Below are 15,486 nucleotides of genomic sequence, written 5' to 3'. Positions count from 1 at the left end.
GGTGATGGGGTCGTTGGGGCCGAATCTGCCGTTCCCATAGCCGCCTACAATGCCGTTTGCTGAGGCCCATTCCACGGCGTCGGTATAATACTGGCCCGCCGCCACATCGGCAAAGGTACCCGATGTGGATACGGCGGGGGTGCCCTCCAGCCGGTGGAGGATGGTTACGATCATGCCGCGGGTGGTCGTGGCGTCCGGACTGAAGGTCGTGGCGCTGGTGCCGCTCATCAGCCCGTTTTCATAGACATACTGCACTTCATCATAATACCAGTCTGTTGACTGGACATCCCCGAACGGGGAGACGCTGGCCGCTGCTGCAGATGCAGGCAAAAAGGTCATTGCCATGCAAAGCACAAGCAGGCTTGACAGGAATCGTTTCATGTTTTTCGCTCCTTCATTTGCGTATTTTTTGCCCCGCCTTTTGGGGCTGGGATAACGAATCGATCAGACGCGCTTTTGTATCCTCCGGCGTCTGCCGGGGCGGTTCATTGATCAGATATTGCAGCGCATCGTTCCACTCCGCCAGACTTGCTTCCTCCGGGCCGATCTTTTTCAGGGCCCGTACCAGCCGCACCTGCTGGATGCCGTCCAGAAACCGCAGGTCGGAAAGATACTCGCATCCAATCCTGACCGCCAGGGCGTCCAACAGGGAAATCGTTACCTTCAGAGTCTCGCCTCCTCCCGCTGCCAGCCGATGGTGAGCGGTTCTGTCTCTACATCCGGCCAAGGGCTTGCCCCGCCGGCAAGTCCATACCGGCCCGGATACCTGCCTGAGTCTCCAGGATCCATTTGCGCAGGCGCCGGGGCTTTCCCCCGTCACAAAGAGCGGACCGGGCTGTATGTCCGCACCCCACGCAAAGTCAATGTCAGCTCCTCCACGGGCCGCGCTCTGGGCCGATGGCTCGGCACAATCGTCTTTACCGTCCTTACTCCTGCCACCTGCTCGCCCTCCCTTATCAACCAAATCAACATTTGGTCCTTTCTCATGGGGCGGATTTGGGGATAAGCGGAGAAACGAGGCAAAAATAAAACGTCTGTTCCCCCATTCAAAGGGGAAACGGACGTGAAAAAGTAAGGCCGCAGAAAATGGAACCGTGCGGCCTGGATTTTTGCACGCAAAAGCCTGAAACTGCCTTGCATTTCAAGGATCAGGATGGTATAATTTGTGTACGATATGTAGCCGAAAACAGCGGGATGTCTGCGGCTTTTGCGGCGAAATGTTGAATTTGCCTATGAGACCAACCCCAGACGGTCGAGCTGCTTCACTTGCTCGGCCCCGGTAGTCAGGAGATAGACGCGCGTGGTTTCGATGCTGGAGTGGCCCAGCACATCCGCCAACTTGGCAATATCCTTGTAGGCCCGGTAATACGTCGTTGCGAATAGGTGCCGCAGGTTGTGCGGAAAGACCTTCTCCGGGGCCACACCGGCCGCCTTACACAGCCGTTTCATTTCCGCCCAGATCTGCCGTCTCGACAAACTTTTTCCGCTTCGGGTGACAAAGAGCTCACCAGAAGCGATTTTTTCTTTTCGGGCGTACTTCAACAGCTTCCGGCACAGCTTATTGGGCAGCAGAATTACCCGGATTTTACCTTTCAGCGTGATTTCCGCCCGGCCCCGCTGGGCGGCCTCCACGGTAAGATACTTTACCTCGCTGACCCGGACGCCGGTACCGCAGATCGCCTCCATCAGCAGGGCAAGGCGCTCTTTGCCGCTGGCCCTGGCCGTATCTACGAGCAGGTCATACTCAGGCCGGGTCAGCTCCCGGGTGGAATCCCGGAACATCCTGCGCTGCACCTTCAGGAACTTTATCCGGAAGTCCCGGCCCTGGAAGCGAAACAGGCTGTTGATTGCGGCCAGCATGGAATTGACCGTGGCGGGAGCATGGTTGGTGGAAACCAGATGCTCCTTCCAGGCAGCCGCAAGGTCCTTTGTCACGGTCCGCTCCTCCAGCCATGCGGCAAAGGATCGTACATCCCGCAAATATTTTTCGATGGTGCCGGGCGCGCGTTCCTCCGAGCGCAGATACAGGGCATAGGCCGCAATGGCCTCTGGGGTCAGTCTGTTCATATCCATTCAAAAAGCCTCCGATCGTTGTGGTACCTGTATTTTACCGGATTCAAGGGGGACTATACGGATAGAGGTACTGGCTGCGTATGGGGATATGACCGCCAAACAACCACGCTGACCGCTGTACTGGAAAAGCTGACGGCGGAGCGGGCTGAACTGGCAAGCGGCGTGGACAATGAACACCCGGCGCTGGCGGCCGTTATGAAGTACCAGAACATCGAATGTCTGACCCGTGACATTCTGGTGGAGCTGCTAGACCACATCAAGGTTTACGAAAACGGTAATATCAGCGTCCGCTTCAAGTTTGCCGACGAGCTTCGTAAAATCGTCGAGTACATCGAACTCAACGCCGAACCCCACGCACAGGTTGTTTGAGCAGGTTCTACCCCACCGCGACAGCCTGTTTTCCTAATAGCGGTAATCATATGGAAAGAGCACCCCAAATAAAAGATCGCTGCGTTACAACGATCTTGCGTTTGGGATGCCGGGGCGGTTTGAAACATTATGGTTCAAGCCGCCGGGTTCCGTCTTGAACGACTGGAATACGGCTGGCGCAATAAGCGTACCTTTCAAGAGCGCGGCGGTATCCGGGAGAGAGCGCCGTGTTTGGGGAGCCTCCCCGAAAGCGTTTGGCGGCCCGGTCTGCCAAAACAGCGCGTACGGCCACACCCGCTCTGCTGCCCGGCGCGCGGACAGGAAACAGCGGCGGATACAGGCCTGTCTCTGATTCGGACGGGAAACCGTCCAGCCAGGGAGGAAAACGGACGATGAAAGAATCGAAAATTTATCCCCGGACGGGGGATCGCCAGACGGTCTATCTGAAACAGGTCGTTACTGATCCCGGCATCACCGTGGGCGATTATACCATGTACAACGACTTCGTAAATGACCCTGCGGAATTTGAAAAGAACAATGTCTTGTACCACTATCCCATCAACCATGACCGGCTTGTGATTGGTAAATTCTGCTCCATTGCCTGCGGAACCAAATTCCTCTTTAACAGCGCCAACCGCAGCCGGACCTCGCTCTCTACATACTCCTTTCCCATCTTCTTTGAGGAGTGGGGGCTCAGCCGGGAGCGTGTGGACGACGCATGGGACAACAAAGGAGATATTGTCGTCGGCAGCGATGTCTGGATTGGATTTGAGGCGGTCGTTCTGGCGGGCGTGACCATCGGAGATGGGGCCATTATCGGCGCCCGGGCTGTCGTGACAAACGATGTTGCGCCCTATACCATCGTGGGCGGCGTCCCGGCCAAGCCGATCCAAAAGCGGTTTTCCGACGCAGTCGCTTCTACCTTGCTTGCGCTGCGGTGGGGATTGGCCGGAGGAAAGGATCGCCGCCAACCTGAGTGCGATCCAGTCGGGACGCATTGACCAGATCCGGTAAATATTGAAAAGAGCCAGATGAAACGCCGCAGAGCCAAACACGACAAACCGTCGTATTTGGCTCTGCGGCATTGCGTTGCGTTCAATTGCTTAATCGGTCCAAAAGCCCGCCCGGCTAACAGGGTCAATCCGGCGGCGAATGGGAAATAGGGCAGCACATAAATTTTAGGCATCACCGGACAATTCCCCACGCACGTCCTGGCGGCCAATTTGCCCCACAAATGCGTTGCAAAACCTTGCAATACACAAAGTATTCCTGCGGTTTTACGCCTTTTTGCGGCACAAATTTTCGCGCCAATCCGCACGCGTTGAATCATGCGGTAATGCCTTAATTTCGTGCGCCTGCGCGTCGCTGTGTCACGCAAGACCGACTTTGGCAACGGATTAATTTTGTTTTGAAGCGGCCATTTGCAATTATTAATTGTTGAATAGGACAATTAAGTTTAGTATAATCATTTTGAAAGATATAGAAGCAAAGTAGAATTGACCGGGCTGAGCATGAGAGATACTGCAGATGAGCAGGCGGAAAACGGAAGTGTTCAAACAAACTGCATTACACCATTGGTGAATAAACTTTATACAAGATGGACGATAGGAAATGAAGAAAAAAAGAACAATATACGAAAGTGCGATCATCGAAAACGCCCTTGATGTGATTTTTGGGCAGAGCGATGCTGCGTCTGCCATTCATACTGTTCTTGGAATGCTGGGCGAGCATTTCAGCGCTGGCCGTGCATACATTTTTGAGGACGGCATCGATAATCTGGGCGGCAAGAACACCTATGAATGGTGTGCTGCGCAGGTTGCTCCACAGGAAGATAATTTTAAACATGTGAGCTACAAAGATGTTTTAGATTGCCCTATATCTGAATTATTTGAAGAAAACAGCGTCTGGTACCGATCGGACCTTTCAAAAATGGAGGACGGTCCGCTAAAAGAGCTTCTTTTGAACCAGAATATAAAAGCGGTAATTCTTGTTGCGTTATTTGAATATGGGGATTTTGTGGGATTTATTGGACTTGATTTTTGCGACGCACCGAAAGAGCTGTCAAGCGAGCAAATAGAAATTCTTCGGGTTATGGCAAAGATTATTTTTTACGTGATATCAGGAGCAAAATATGCCGAGTTGAGAGGGCTTGCCTCTTCGTTGCAAGAAAGGAGCAGGGACCTAAAGAATCAACTTTCTACCGAAAGAAAAGCATTTTTTGATGTCATGGGGAATAATGCGTTGTTTACGGTGCATTCCGACTTGACAGATGGGCTGATCATTGAAGATATTCTTGCGCCGGATGGAAGCAGCCTTCTTGCAGCCCTGGGGTTCAGTGTTCCTGCCCCCTATGATGAAGAGGGGCGTGCTTTCATCGAGAACAATCAGGTTGAGATGATTACTCCAAATGCCGCCCGCTGCTTTCAACACAAAGAGGCAATAAACATATTTTATGAAGGAATAGGTTCTGCTCCGTATGACATTTATATTGGCTCTACCGATATGTATGTCCGCATGAATGTTATCTTTTATAAAAACCAGGATAACGGGCATATCATGTGCTACTGTATGTGTACAGATATTAGCGAACAATATAAAGAAATCCGGCAGCTCAAAAAGCTGGAAACGATAAATGAACAGCTGAAATATGAATCGACTCATGACGGAACTACAAGGCTATTGAATAAATCAGCTGCGCAAGAACAAATCAAAACTTGCATCAACAGGAAGGACGGCAAAACAGGGGCATTGGTTTTGATAGATATCGATAGCTTTAAATCCATTAACGACCGTTTTGGCCATACTGTTGGAGACAAAGCTATTCTCAGTGTTGCCGAAACAATAAGAAAGAGGTTTCGGCAAACAGATGTATTAAGCCGTTTTGGCGGAGACGAATTTGTTGTTTTCATAAAAGATGTCTCCAATCCTTCGGGGCTCATGGATAGGATTGCAGACTTCTTATCGCATGTGACCGAACTGGTGATCGAAAAAGATAGGTCTGTTTACTTGACCTGCAGTGCTGGGATTGCCATCGCCAAGAATGGTGAAACGGATTTTGATACGCTTTACCGTCACGCAGACACAGCCCTGTACGTTTCGAAAAATAACGGGAAAAATAGATATTATGTATATTCAGAGGAAATGAGGCTTGAGGATGCGTCTGTTGGCTCGGTAGAGCTTAGCCCCCAATAGACTATATACAAAGCAAATAAAATTATAGATACCAACAAATATGAGGTAAAAGGTCCGGACATTCCAAGGCGGCGGCTGTATACAGCCGCCGCCTTTTGCAAAACGCCCCCGGCTATGTCGATCGGGAAACATAGCGCTACTCCTTCAAAAATCTTCCGTCCTGCCCAAACGTGAAGCGGCCGCCCGCCGCCTCGGCGAAGTGCAGCTTGGCGATGCCCAGGTCGATCCAGTCCATCGCCCGGCTGGCGTCCACCGCCGCCGTGACCGTGCCGCCATCATAGGTAAAGACCGGTTTCTGGCGGTTCACCGCGCTGGGAGCCAGACGCACGGCCTCCATGGCCGCCAGGACCCACGCGGGCGCGGTTTCATAGCCCCGCAGCCGCTGGGATACCGGCTTTCGTTTGCGGCTGAGGGCATGTCGAATCAGCTTCTCCTTCGTGGACTGCTCTGCCACATGGCCCACCGTTATCACGCACAGCATGGTTTCCCCATTGGGGATTGCGAACTGCCCCCGGTCAAAGGTGCCGCCGACCCAGCAGGTGCCAAGGCCCATGTCCGTCAAATCCAGCATCAGCTGCTCGCCGTAATAGCCGAGCTTTTCGGCCAGGTCAGGCAGGTCCGCCGCCCCCTTCAGAACGATGACGGAGCGCACGCCGGAGAACATTCCGTAGCTCTTTCGCATGGAGGTGAACGCCTTCCCGGCGTCCTCCGCAAAGGCGAAGGCCAGCCCGGATTCCCGGTTCAGTCCGTCGACCCCTGCGCGGATGTCCTCCTGCAGCTCCGCCGCGATGGGCGTTTGCAGATAGCTCCGCCTGGAGATGCGATTGCGGATGGCCGCTCTCATATAATGATCCCCTCGCAGTGGTCGATCTCGTGCTGGATGATCTCCGCCGTCCAGCCGGTGAAGGTCTTGAAGCGCACCTGGAACGCCTCGTTCTGGTACCGCACCTTGATGGACCGGAACCGTTTCACCGTCCGGGCACCGGTGAGGGACAGGCAGCCCTCCTCCGCCTGATAAGGCCCGGAGCATTTGACGATCTCTGGGTTGAACAGGACCATGTGAGTGCCCCCGTTGTCGAAGGCGATGATGCGCTTGTTCGCGCCGATCATGTTGGCCGCCATGCCCACGCAGCCATCCTTGTGAGCTTCCAGCGTTTCCAGTAAATCCTGCGCCACGCAGAGGTCGTCCGCCGTAGCCGGCTTGGCCTTCTGGGCGAGAAACGCTTCGTCCTTGCAAATTTCCCGAATCATATACGGTCTCCCCCGTGTGTTTATTCTCCTGCCAGCCACTTCAGGGCGCTGAAGGCGTGGAGCGCCGCGCCCCGGGTCAGAATGTCCTCGTTGAATACGACGTTTTCATTGTGCATGGGTTTTCCGAACCGCGGGTCCTCTGCCGCCGTACCGGCGCCCAGCAGCAGATAGGCGCAGGGCAGCTCGTAGGTGTAGGACGCGAAATCCTCCGAGCCCATTCCGCCCTCGTCCAGGGGGTAGACAGAGCGCTCCCCGAACAGCTCTCCGGCGAACCCCGCCATGCTGTCCACCAACTCCGGATCGTTGATCAACGGCGGCGCAGAGGCCAGCTCCTCCGCCGCAGCGCTGCCCCGGAAGGCCTCCGCCGTACCCTTGGCGATGACCCCGATGCGGTGCATGATCTTCGCGGAGAGCTCCCGATCAAAGGTGCGGATGCTGCCCTCCAGCACAGCCTCCTGCGGAATGATATTGGGGGCCTCGCCGCCGCTGAATTTCCCGATGGTCACAACAGCGGGCGTCTTTGCGGCGATCTCTCTGGCGGTGATGGTCTGGAGCGCCAGATAGACATGGGCGGCGATGTTGAGGGGGTCCACGCCGGTCTCCGGCATGGCGCCGTGGCAGCCCACGCCCCGGACGGTCACACGGAACAACGTGCAGCCTGCCATGAAGGTTCCCCGGCCGCACAGCACCAGACCGGAGGGTGTGCCGGAGTTGACGTGCAGCGCCAGTCCGGCCTGAGGTCTCGGGTCGTTCAGAACCCCTGCCGCCAGCATGGCCTTGGCTCCCGTAAAACCCTCCTCATCGGGCTGGAACACCAGCTTAACGGTACCCTTCAGCTCGTTTTGATGCGCTCGCAGAAGCCGCGCCGCCCCCAGCAGCATGGCCGCATGCATATCGTGGCCGCAAGCGTGCATGGCGCCGTTTTCAGACCGAAACGCCAGATCCGCCTGCTCCGTGATCCTCAGGGCATCCATATCGGCCCGCAGCAGGATGCACCTGCCCGTGTCCTCGCCGGTGATGGAGGCGATGATGCCGCTCTCGCAGATCTCCTCCGGCTCGTAACCAAGGGCGGTAAGCCGCCGCTTCACATATGCGCTGGTTTCCGGCAGGCAGGTGCCCACCTCGGGACTTCGATGGAGATTCCGCCGGTCGGCAAGGATCTCCGATCGGAATTGCTCCGCGGAATCCAAAATTGCTGTTGCATCGATCATGATATCATACTCTCCTTACAGTTGTGTTTATCCCGAATCATGTCATGTTCTCCCGGTTTTCTTGCGGAGCTTTAATTCCACATTTCTTCTGCCGGCGATCGTTTGAAGTACCTCCGCCGCGTATCGGCTCTTTTCCTTCATGGGCAGTTCCCCGGCGGTGTACAACTGCTCCATGGCCTCCCGCAGCTCGGACAGCTCCAGCAAATTGACCGCCAAGCAAAAGAAGGTCTTTCGGCGGCCGTCGTTATAGTGTTCCAACAGCTGGTTCAAAATCTGCACCTTCTCCGCCTGCTCGCGGTTGTACGCGCAGACGCCGATCTTCCGCGCCCGTTCCAGATCCGCTTTCTGCCGTCTGTGGGTGATAAACGAGTCGAATTCCTCGCATCCGCTGTATTTTTCACAAGGGTATCGCCCGCATTCATGGCAGTATTCCACTTTTCCATGCTCCAGGCTGCACCGGGCGATGGCGCAGGATTGGTTCCCGTTCCCGCACCCGCCGCAGTACTGCCCCAAAAACATGGGGCACAGGCCGCAGTTCAGCCCGCAGAGGGAAAGCAACTGATTTTTTCGTTCGAACCCTTTCATGCCGTCAACTCCCCGAGAAAGGCTTTCACCGTTTTCTGCACTGCCGCAGGCGCCTGCTCGTCGCCGTATTGGATATTGATGCACCGCTTGCCCGCCTTGCAGGAGGGCAGCTCCGCCCCCCGGCCGGGCCGCATAGTCCGCGCCGGAACAGCGGATGCTGAAATGGTTTTTGCCGCCGAGAAGGCTGCATGGCCCTCATTCCTCTTTCGGCCCACCCGCCGTATGGGCAGGGAGAAGGAGAGATCCGGACGCAGACCCGGGAACTCCCGCGCCAGGAAGGCGGCAAACTTCCTGCCGCAGGCCTGCCCGTTCCCGTTCTGGGTCTCGAAATATTCCGAAATTGCTCCAGACGCCATGGCGCGGCTCCTCATCGGTTCACAGCCGGATTCCCCAGTCGCCATAGTCGAAGGCGCCGCTGCCGTGATGAAGCTTTCCCTCCGCCTTAAGCCGCCGCAGGGCCTCCCGCATACGAATCAGGATGTCCGGCTGAATCTCCAGTGAATGGTGTGCGGGAAATACCTTTTTTACAGGCAATGCCGCGATCTTTTCCAACGAGGCGAGATAGGCCTCCGGGTCGGTGGAGGGATAATAGGCAAACAGCACATCCTTGTAAACCAAATCGCCCGTAAATAAATACCCGTTTTCCTTCTCCCAAAAGCATAAATGTCCCGGCGCGTGTCCGGGTGTATGCAGCGCTTCAATTTGCCGCCCGCCGATGTCAATCACAGCATGGTCGGCCAGCACCTTTTTCGGTATCCCCTGGAAGAACTCATAATTGCTTATGTCAAAGCCCTCGGGCAAATCACAGCGGTCAACGACCATTTCCCGGATTGTTTCCATGGACAGGGGAAACCCGCCGTTCAGCCAGTCCAATTCCGCAGAGTGGGCATAGAAGTCGGGAAAATACCTGTGTCCGCCTATGTGGTCCCAATGAACGTGCGTCACCACCGCCGTAACGGGCTTATCGGTGAGCTTCACCACTTCGTCGTAGATGTTGCAAATACCAAGCCCCGTATCAATCAGCAGGCTCCGTTCCCTGCCGTTCAGCAAATAGCAGTGCGTTTCCTCCCAGTGCCGGTATTCACTGATGATGTAAGTGTCCGCGTCGATTCTGTCTTTTGTAAACCAGTCGTTCATGGTTCTGCGCTCCTTTGACCTCTCGTTTTTCCGGTTCATAAAATTGGGCTGTATCCGCTCCTGCGCCGGTAATGGCAGTCACAGAACGGGCCGCCGGATGCGAGGGTGTATTCCCGGGTAAATACCGTGTTTGTATGCTCTGCCATCTCATAATCGTAGGCGCAGAGCGCAGGCGTGATCTCCGGGATACCAAGCGTCCGGAACAGCTCGCAGATCCCGCACCGGTCGAATACCGCGTCAAAGCTGTCCAGCGTCGTCCCGGGGGTAAAGACATAGCGCCAGGAGTAGGGGTTCGTGGAGCGCCGGCTCTTTTCCGCGTCTTTTGCCAGCCGGTTCTGACGTCTCTGCGAGAAATTATGCGTATTTCGAAGCACCAGCTTCATCACAGCGTTATCGTTCATGGACCGGCGGTAGTATTCCTTCATCTGCTCCACCCGCACACGATGCGGCAGAGACAGATACACAGCGGCCACCATCGCCGCGCTCAGGATATTGACCAGCAAAACGTCATCCGCCCCGAACGGTGGAATCCTGCCAATGATCGTTTGGTACCGCTGTTTGGCCTTGTCCATGACACGCTTCCCGTCGGCCGCGCCGAGTACGTCGAGGTTTGCTTCAAAGCGCCCACGGAAGATGCTCCACACGGCAGCTGGGACGATTTGCATTTTCATTGTGTTTCGCCTCGTTCAACCGGGATCCATCTATTTCATTTTTTCGTGACACTCGCTGCATTCTTTGTCATGGATTGAAATAATTCCACCGCAGTTGGGGCAAGTATATCGTTTCTCCTGTGCCTTCATAAAGAGGTCCAAACCGTATTGACGAACAAATTCACTGTTTTCCATAAGGCTTGCTTGATACCTTATGCTGTAGCTCTTTTCAAGGCTTTTTATCAACCTGCACGGATAATCGGAACACTCAAAGCAATAGGACAATTCCTTGGTTTTGACACAATCTTTTATTTTGCACGTGCGGCAATGTTCCGGCTTTCCTCTGTCGCTGTTTAAGCAGCCTGCGCATGGTTTTTTGTGATAGCAATGCTTATAGCAGACCAGGCAATTCATCCCGCAAGGAGCAAACATCATCTTATCAATTAGTCCTTTTGACATTTTCATACTATTTACCACCGCTCAAATTCCAATTTTACAGCTCGTCCAACCGGGGGATCTATCCGAGAAAGGATGCTCCTTTTCGTATAAGGCGGCCATCTCCTGTACCCTGCGTTTCATTTCCGCGCGGATATGCGGCGGCTCCAGACATTCACATTTACTCCCAAAGCTCATCAGAATGTCGTAGTAATAATCCTTCTCGATGAAAGGGAAGGTCACAATGTAGTGTTCCTCACCATCTGGCAGAAAGTGTTCATATGAGCAAAAATCCAGCACCCGTTCCATGACGGATTGATGAATGCGGATTTTGATTTCCATCTGCATCGTTTTCAGAAGATCCGCAACGTCCAGCTGAGGCTTTTCGTAATCCCGCGGCGTGAAAACGTCCTCCCGCATCTGCAGGTTCGACATGCGGGATAGCTTGAATAAACGGAATGCATTCCTTTTGCGGCAATACCCTTGCAAATACCAGTGATTGCTTTTCAGCACAAGCTGATGCGGCTCGGCTGTCCGCTCGGTCTCAATTCCGTGGCGGTCCGTGTATGCAAAGGAAAGCAGCCTGCTTTCCTGCAACGCGGTTTTGATCATTTCTACATACGGCTGTATGTTCTGATTGCCCATCCACGGACTTAAATCAATGTGAAGCTGATTCGCTTTTAATGCGATATCGTTTGCCTGGGCGGCAGGAACAAAGCTCTTGACCTTCGCAAGCGCGTTTACCAGCTCATCCCCTCGCATCACGCTGGAAAGGTTGGAAAGCCCCATTAGGATGGCGGAAAGATCAGCGGTCGAAAAAACACGTTTATCAAGCTTGTATTCCCGCATGATCTCAAAGCCGCCGCCCACTCCCGAAGTGGAACAAACCGGAATCCCAGCCATATTGATCGTGTCCATGTCACGGTAGATCGTGCGGGGCGAGACTTCGAACATCTCTGCCAGCTCCTGTGCGCCGACCCGTTCTTTTTCAAGGAGTATCATAATCAAACTGACAAGCCTGTCTACCCGCATCCGACGGCCGCCTCCCCAAACTCCCTTTTCATCGTGGATTATTGCCACACTATTGTCAACGATCGCATAGTACAATAAGATCATCAAAAACACAATGAGAACGGAGAAATTTTATGGTTACAGTCTATGTCTACATTCTGGATACGTTAGCTGATTGGGAACTGGGTTATGTTACCTCGGAGTTGCATTCCGGACGTTTCTTCAAGAAAGGCGCCCCTCAGTTATCCCTCAAAACAGTTGGTAATGCCAAAGATCCGATTCATACGATGGGCGGGCTGACGGTGGTGCCGGATTGCCTGATTGACGATGTTGCTGTGTGTGAAACCAGCGTGCTGTTGCTGCCGGGGGCGAATACATGGAACGACCCCAAACAGGGGGCGATCATCGAAAAAGCAAGCGAACTTCTCTCGGCAGGCGCTACGGTAGGTGCGATCTGCGGGGCTACCGCAGCCCTTGCCGGTTTCGGGCTGTTGGATGGGCGTCCGCATACCAGCAATGGGCCGGGATTTCTTGAAATGGTTGTTCCAGGTTACAAGGGACAAGGCTATTACATCGACCAGCCGTCTGTCTCGGATCACAACCTGATCACCGCAGGCTCCACCGGAAGCTTGCTGTGGGCGAAGCAAATTATTGCGCATTTGGGCGTTTTTGCATGGAATACGCTGGAATCCTGGTATGCATACTTCAGCACCGGTAAACCGGAATACTTCTACGCCCTCATGCAGACGTTGCCGTCCGGTGATGAGGCGTGATCTGCCGCTGCCTTGTTTGTGGCTGCCTGCAGTCAGCGCACTCCTTCTTTCACCAGCGCAAAAGCGTGAGCCTCCCGCAGCCAGCCCATCAACTCGCCGTCCAGCTGGTCCGGCTCGGACACGATGGTGTGGTGGGTCCAGCGGTTGGGGTACGGCTCCACGGCCGCGGCGATGCGGGGCGAGTCCAGCCGGTGGGAAAGGCCGAAGGTCACGATTAGGAACACCTCCGGGCAGCCCTTCATCCGCCGCAGGGACACAAAGGCATAGCCGTACTTCACCTTGAAGGTGATTTGGGATTTTTGCACCTGCAAAGTGGTATCCGGGCACTCGGTCAGCAGCTTGTTCCGCAGCACCTCATACAGCGGTAATGCGCCGGGCGTCGTATTGAAAAACATCCGTTCATCTGATGTCATAATGAATCCTCCCTCATTCCGCCCGTGCCGCGCGGCCCCATCAAAACAGGCTCAACTGCTCCTGCCGGTTGGCTTCAAACTCTCTGAGGTACTGGAAAACCGCGTCGTTATCATGTAGAATTCCGGCCTCCTTGCAGCGTCGGTGGAACAGCCGCATCAGCGCTCCGCCATTTGGGCTGTCCAGCAGATAGGCGCTGCCGTACCGGCGGATATACTGCTCCTTCAGGCCGGGGAACTGCCGGTCCAGCTGTTTGTAAAAGTATTCCCGGCTGCCCTCCCGCAGCGTCAGGCCCATGCCGAAGCAGATGACGCCCGTCACGCCCGCCTCAATGCAGTAATCCAGAATCCCGTTGACGTTCTCCGCCGTGTCGTTGAGAAACGGAAGGATCGGGCAGAGCCAGACCACCGTGGGAATGCCGGCCTCCCGCAGCGTTTTCAGCGCCGCGAACCGTTCCCGCGTGGTGCTGACATTGGGCTCGATTTTGCGGCAGAGGGCTTCGTCGTAGGTGGTCATGGTCATCTGGATCACGCACTTGGTCCGCTCGTTGATGCGTTTCAGCAGGTCAATATCCCGCAGGATCCGGGTGGATTTCGTGATAAGGGTCGCGCCGAAACCGTGTCGCAGGGCAAGCTCCAGCGCCTGTCGGGTGTGGCAGAGCCGTTCCTCCAGCGGAATGTACGGGTCGGTCATGGCGCCCATGCCGATCATGCAGGGCTTGCGCTTGCGGCGCAGAGCGTCCTCCAGCAGCGGAATGGCGTTTTCCTTGACCTCGACGTCCTCAAAATCGTGCTCCATGTGGTAGCAGGCGCTCCGGGAGTCGCAGTAGATGCAGCCGTGCTGACAGCCGCGATACAGGTTCATGCCGTTCTTGGCCGATAAGATTCCTTTTACCGTTGTGTAGTGCATCCCGCGCCCCCTTTCCCGGTGAGCCCATTATAGCAGAATCGCGTGCCGGCCGGTATCATATTTCTGTGGATATTTCCGTCTTTCTGTGGTATGTGCTTGTACTGCAAGGATTGAGAGGATACAGGATATAGTCATAACCACCGGCTGTGCCTAATCTCATTAAGATAGCCACCCCAACGAAACCGCTTCCGGGAGAGAATCTCGGAGGCGGTTTCGTAAACACATACATCAGAAAAGAGGACACGGCAAAAGCGCGGAGTTTCCTCCGCGAAAAACGAATGTGAAATAACCTCAAATCATCCGGTACTGAAAACCGGTCGGGCGCTTCACACGCATATTCCCCGGTTTTTGCTGGCCAGGCTGGATGGGAAGCAGGAACTTTGCAATCAAAGACTCCACATTATAGAACGTCATTCTGGAAGATATCTCCTGCTTGATGAATGGGCGCTTTTTGGCATGAAAGTGTGTCAGCGCTTCAAATCCCGGAAAGATGTCTCGATGCCCCAGCATTTGTGGTAAAGCTTACGGAGCAGCAGAGGCGGGAACTGGTCTGCGGGAAGGTTGGTGATTACGGTTTCGTACATGCCCTCTTTGACCGCAAATCTGACCATACGTAAGGAGATCGGATACAACGCATCGCTTGCGTCCCTGATATAGTCGAAATGAACCTTGCTGAGGATCCAGCGGTACTTCCAATGGCATTGGTGGTATAAATCAGCCGCCGGACTTCCTGAGGAAACTTGAAATAGGTACTCAGATTGGGCCAGTTGTCCTGCCAGGAGGCCGAAATCTTCGGGTATTTCTTGTCCCACCGCTGGGCAAATACATCCAGTGCTTCCAATGCAGCAGCCTCGTCCACGGCTGCATATACCGCTTTCAAGTCTGCCATCAATGCCTTCAGATCCTTGTAAGAAACGTACCTGGTGGAATTGCGAATCTGGTGAATGATACGGTTCTGGATTTCCGTTTTTGGAAAGACTGCCTCAATGGCAGCAGAAAACCCAGTCAGATTGTCCGTGCAGGCAATGAAGATATCTTCCACACCTCGATTGCGCAAACCATTCAGCACAGTTGCCCAAAACTTGGCGCTTTCGTTTTCACCGACCCACATTCCCAGAACGTCTTTTCGCCCGTCAAGGTTGATGCCAATGGCAATATAGACTGCTTTCTTGACGATCTGCCCTTCGCTTCTAACATGAAAGTGGATGGCATCCAGAAAGACTACCGCATAGACGGGCTCCAGTGACCGTTGCTGCCTGAAATCAAGGCTATGCCGGCCGAGGGAAAAACGCAGCGGGAAGTTGCGGGATACTATGGCTTCCAGAATAAGCAGGTGGTGAAAAGGCTGCTTGAGCGGGAGCGGAGAAAAGAACGCAAGCTGGAAGCCGGGATCCTTCCACGTCCAAAAGGACGGCCAAGGAAAGATGCTGCTCCCAGAGACATTGCAGCAGAGCAGGCCTGTGAGATCCAGCGACTGCG

18 protein-coding genes and 2 pseudogenes are annotated in these 15,486 nt (G+C 54.6%); 4 read left to right on the top strand and 16 right to left on the bottom strand.

The window, feature by feature from the left end:
• The 3 genes from MR825_RS09630 to MR825_RS09620 form a co-directional block, all read right to left on the bottom strand.
• A partial coding sequence (locus MR825_RS09630; protein WP_287880436.1) for an S-layer homology domain-containing protein occupies positions 1-381 on the bottom strand: 381 nt, incomplete at its 3' end.
• A 13-nt stretch (positions 382-394) separates the two neighbouring features.
• Positions 395-727: a hypothetical protein gene (locus MR825_RS09625; protein WP_287880433.1), complete on the bottom strand. Its 333-nt coding sequence runs from the start codon at positions 725-727 to the stop codon at positions 395-397.
• A gap of 503 nt (positions 728-1,230) precedes the next feature.
• Positions 1,231-2,073: a tyrosine-type recombinase/integrase gene (locus MR825_RS09620; protein WP_353845877.1), complete on the bottom strand. Its 843-nt coding sequence runs from the start codon at positions 2,071-2,073 to the stop codon at positions 1,231-1,233.
• Between the two features lie 18 nt (positions 2,074-2,091).
• Between MR825_RS09620 and MR825_RS09615 the strand changes: the two genes are divergently transcribed.
• The 3 genes and pseudogenes from MR825_RS09615 (at position 2,092) to MR825_RS09605 (ending at position 5,634) form a co-directional block, all read left to right on the top strand.
• Positions 2,092-2,442 carry a hypothetical protein gene (locus tag MR825_RS09615; RefSeq protein ID WP_353845876.1) on the top strand — a complete coding sequence of 117 codons (351 nt, stop codon included), beginning with the start codon at positions 2,092-2,094 and terminating at the stop codon, positions 2,440-2,442.
• Between the two features lie 392 nt (positions 2,443-2,834).
• Positions 2,835-3,456 (top strand): annotated as a pseudogene (locus MR825_RS09610) (CatB-related O-acetyltransferase).
• A 597-nt stretch (positions 3,457-4,053) separates the two neighbouring features.
• Positions 4,054-5,634 carry a sensor domain-containing diguanylate cyclase gene (locus tag MR825_RS09605; RefSeq protein WP_186908496.1) on the top strand — a complete coding sequence of 527 codons (1,581 nt, stop codon included), beginning with the start codon at positions 4,054-4,056 and terminating at the stop codon, positions 5,632-5,634.
• Between the two features lie 136 nt (positions 5,635-5,770).
• Here the strand turns inward: MR825_RS09605 and MR825_RS09600 are convergent, their stop codons facing one another.
• From MR825_RS09600 to MR825_RS09560, 9 genes are read right to left on the bottom strand one after another with little or no spacing between them, the layout of a single operon-like run.
• Positions 5,771-6,478, bottom strand: a complete 708-nt coding sequence (locus tag MR825_RS09600) for a nitroreductase family protein (RefSeq protein WP_186908497.1) — start codon at positions 6,476-6,478, stop codon at positions 5,771-5,773.
• Complete coding sequence (locus MR825_RS09595; protein ID WP_186908498.1) at positions 6,475-6,885, bottom strand: peptide deformylase; 411 nt, start codon at positions 6,883-6,885, stop codon at positions 6,475-6,477. The genes MR825_RS09600 and MR825_RS09595 overlap by 4 nt, the downstream gene beginning before the upstream one ends.
• A gap of 20 nt (positions 6,886-6,905) precedes the next feature.
• The gene (locus MR825_RS09590) at positions 6,906-8,096 is read right to left on the bottom strand and encodes a M20 metallopeptidase family protein (protein WP_186908499.1); all 1,191 of its coding nucleotides are present in this window, start codon (positions 8,094-8,096) and stop codon (positions 6,906-6,908) included.
• 42 nt (positions 8,097-8,138) lie between these two features.
• Positions 8,139-8,681, bottom strand: coding sequence for a DUF3795 domain-containing protein (locus MR825_RS09585; RefSeq protein ID WP_186908500.1), 543 nt, complete (start codon positions 8,679-8,681; stop codon positions 8,139-8,141).
• On the bottom strand, positions 8,678-9,037 hold the full coding sequence (locus MR825_RS09580; RefSeq protein ID WP_287880429.1) for a DUF1801 domain-containing protein: 360 nt from the start codon (positions 9,035-9,037) through the stop codon (positions 8,678-8,680). The genes MR825_RS09585 and MR825_RS09580 overlap by 4 nt, the downstream gene beginning before the upstream one ends.
• Positions 9,038-9,056: 19 nt before the next feature.
• The gene (locus MR825_RS09575) at positions 9,057-9,818 is read right to left on the bottom strand and encodes an MBL fold metallo-hydrolase (RefSeq protein ID WP_287880426.1); all 762 of its coding nucleotides are present in this window, start codon (positions 9,816-9,818) and stop codon (positions 9,057-9,059) included.
• 35 nt (positions 9,819-9,853) lie between these two features.
• Positions 9,854-10,489, bottom strand: a complete 636-nt coding sequence (locus tag MR825_RS09570) for an L-2-amino-thiazoline-4-carboxylic acid hydrolase (protein WP_256176570.1) — start codon at positions 10,487-10,489, stop codon at positions 9,854-9,856.
• A gap of 30 nt (positions 10,490-10,519) precedes the next feature.
• Positions 10,520-10,900 (bottom strand): DUF3795 domain-containing protein, encoded by a 381-nt coding sequence (locus MR825_RS09565; protein WP_353845878.1) that lies wholly within the window; start codon positions 10,898-10,900, stop codon positions 10,520-10,522.
• Positions 10,901-10,948: 48 nt separating this feature from the next.
• Positions 10,949-11,935: a helix-turn-helix transcriptional regulator gene (locus MR825_RS09560; RefSeq protein WP_287880419.1), complete on the bottom strand. Its 987-nt coding sequence runs from the start codon at positions 11,933-11,935 to the stop codon at positions 10,949-10,951.
• 113 nt (positions 11,936-12,048) lie between these two features.
• On the opposite strand from MR825_RS09560, the gene MR825_RS09555 reads away from it, so the two are divergent.
• On the top strand, positions 12,049-12,687 hold the full coding sequence (locus MR825_RS09555) for a DJ-1/PfpI family protein (RefSeq protein ID WP_256176572.1): 639 nt from the start codon (positions 12,049-12,051) through the stop codon (positions 12,685-12,687).
• A 32-nt stretch (positions 12,688-12,719) separates the two neighbouring features.
• Here the strand turns inward: MR825_RS09555 and MR825_RS09550 are convergent, their stop codons facing one another.
• The 4 genes and pseudogenes from MR825_RS09550 to MR825_RS14475 form a co-directional block, all read right to left on the bottom strand.
• Positions 12,720-13,100, bottom strand: a complete 381-nt coding sequence (locus MR825_RS09550) for a DUF5655 domain-containing protein (protein ID WP_186908505.1) — start codon at positions 13,098-13,100, stop codon at positions 12,720-12,722.
• Positions 13,101-13,140: 40 nt separating this feature from the next.
• Positions 13,141-14,007, bottom strand: coding sequence for an SPL family radical SAM protein (locus tag MR825_RS09545; RefSeq protein WP_287880417.1), 867 nt, complete (start codon positions 14,005-14,007; stop codon positions 13,141-13,143).
• A gap of 291 nt (positions 14,008-14,298) precedes the next feature.
• Positions 14,299-14,421 carry a hypothetical protein gene (locus MR825_RS09540; RefSeq protein WP_287880415.1) on the bottom strand — a complete coding sequence of 41 codons (123 nt, stop codon included), beginning with the start codon at positions 14,419-14,421 and terminating at the stop codon, positions 14,299-14,301.
• A gap of 280 nt (positions 14,422-14,701) precedes the next feature.
• Positions 14,702-15,262 (bottom strand): annotated as a pseudogene (locus tag MR825_RS14475) (IS256 family transposase); the annotation flags it as partial.
• Positions 15,263-15,486: the final 224 nt, after the last annotated feature.

The sequence above is a fragment of the Lawsonibacter sp. genome (assembly GCF_022777125.1).
Classification (GTDB): Bacteria; Bacillota; Clostridia; order Oscillospirales; family Oscillospiraceae; genus Lawsonibacter_A; species Lawsonibacter_A hominis.
Note: the sequence above shows the minus strand (reverse complement) of the source record. Positions and strands in the feature narration are given on the sequence as shown.

Bases quoted from the DNA above. Each gene is read 5' to 3' on its own strand.
- MR825_RS09620 (WP_353845877.1), bottom strand. From the start codon at position 2,073: ATGGATATGAACAGACTGACCCCAGAGGCCATTGCGGCCTATGCCCTG.
- MR825_RS09605 (WP_186908496.1), top strand. From the start codon at position 4,054: ATGAAGAAAAAAAGAACAATATACGAAAGTGCGATCATCGAAAACGCC.
- MR825_RS09600 (WP_186908497.1), bottom strand. From the start codon at position 6,478: ATGAGAGCGGCCATCCGCAATCGCATCTCCAGGCGGAGCTATCTGCAA.
- MR825_RS09595 (WP_186908498.1), bottom strand. From the start codon at position 6,885: ATGATTCGGGAAATTTGCAAGGACGAAGCGTTTCTCGCCCAGAAGGCC.
- MR825_RS09590 (WP_186908499.1), bottom strand. From the start codon at position 8,096: ATGATCGATGCAACAGCAATTTTGGATTCCGCGGAGCAATTCCGATCG.
- MR825_RS09585 (WP_186908500.1), bottom strand. From the start codon at position 8,681: ATGAAAGGGTTCGAACGAAAAAATCAGTTGCTTTCCCTCTGCGGGCTG.
- MR825_RS09580 (WP_287880429.1), bottom strand. From the start codon at position 9,037: ATGGCGTCTGGAGCAATTTCGGAATATTTCGAGACCCAGAACGGGAAC.
- MR825_RS09575 (WP_287880426.1), bottom strand. From the start codon at position 9,818: ATGAACGACTGGTTTACAAAAGACAGAATCGACGCGGACACTTACATC.
- MR825_RS09570 (WP_256176570.1), bottom strand. From the start codon at position 10,489: ATGAAAATGCAAATCGTCCCAGCTGCCGTGTGGAGCATCTTCCGTGGG.
- MR825_RS09565 (WP_353845878.1), bottom strand. From the start codon at position 10,900: ATGTTTGCTCCTTGCGGGATGAATTGCCTGGTCTGCTATAAGCATTGC.
- MR825_RS09560 (WP_287880419.1), bottom strand. From the start codon at position 11,935: ATGCGGGTAGACAGGCTTGTCAGTTTGATTATGATACTCCTTGAAAAA.
- MR825_RS09555 (WP_256176572.1), top strand. From the start codon at position 12,049: ATGGTTACAGTCTATGTCTACATTCTGGATACGTTAGCTGATTGGGAA.
- MR825_RS09550 (WP_186908505.1), bottom strand. From the start codon at position 13,100: ATGACATCAGATGAACGGATGTTTTTCAATACGACGCCCGGCGCATTA.
- MR825_RS09545 (WP_287880417.1), bottom strand. From the start codon at position 14,007: ATGCACTACACAACGGTAAAAGGAATCTTATCGGCCAAGAACGGCATG.
- MR825_RS09540 (WP_287880415.1), bottom strand. From the start codon at position 14,421: ATGACGTTCTATAATGTGGAGTCTTTGATTGCAAAGTTCCTGCTTCCC.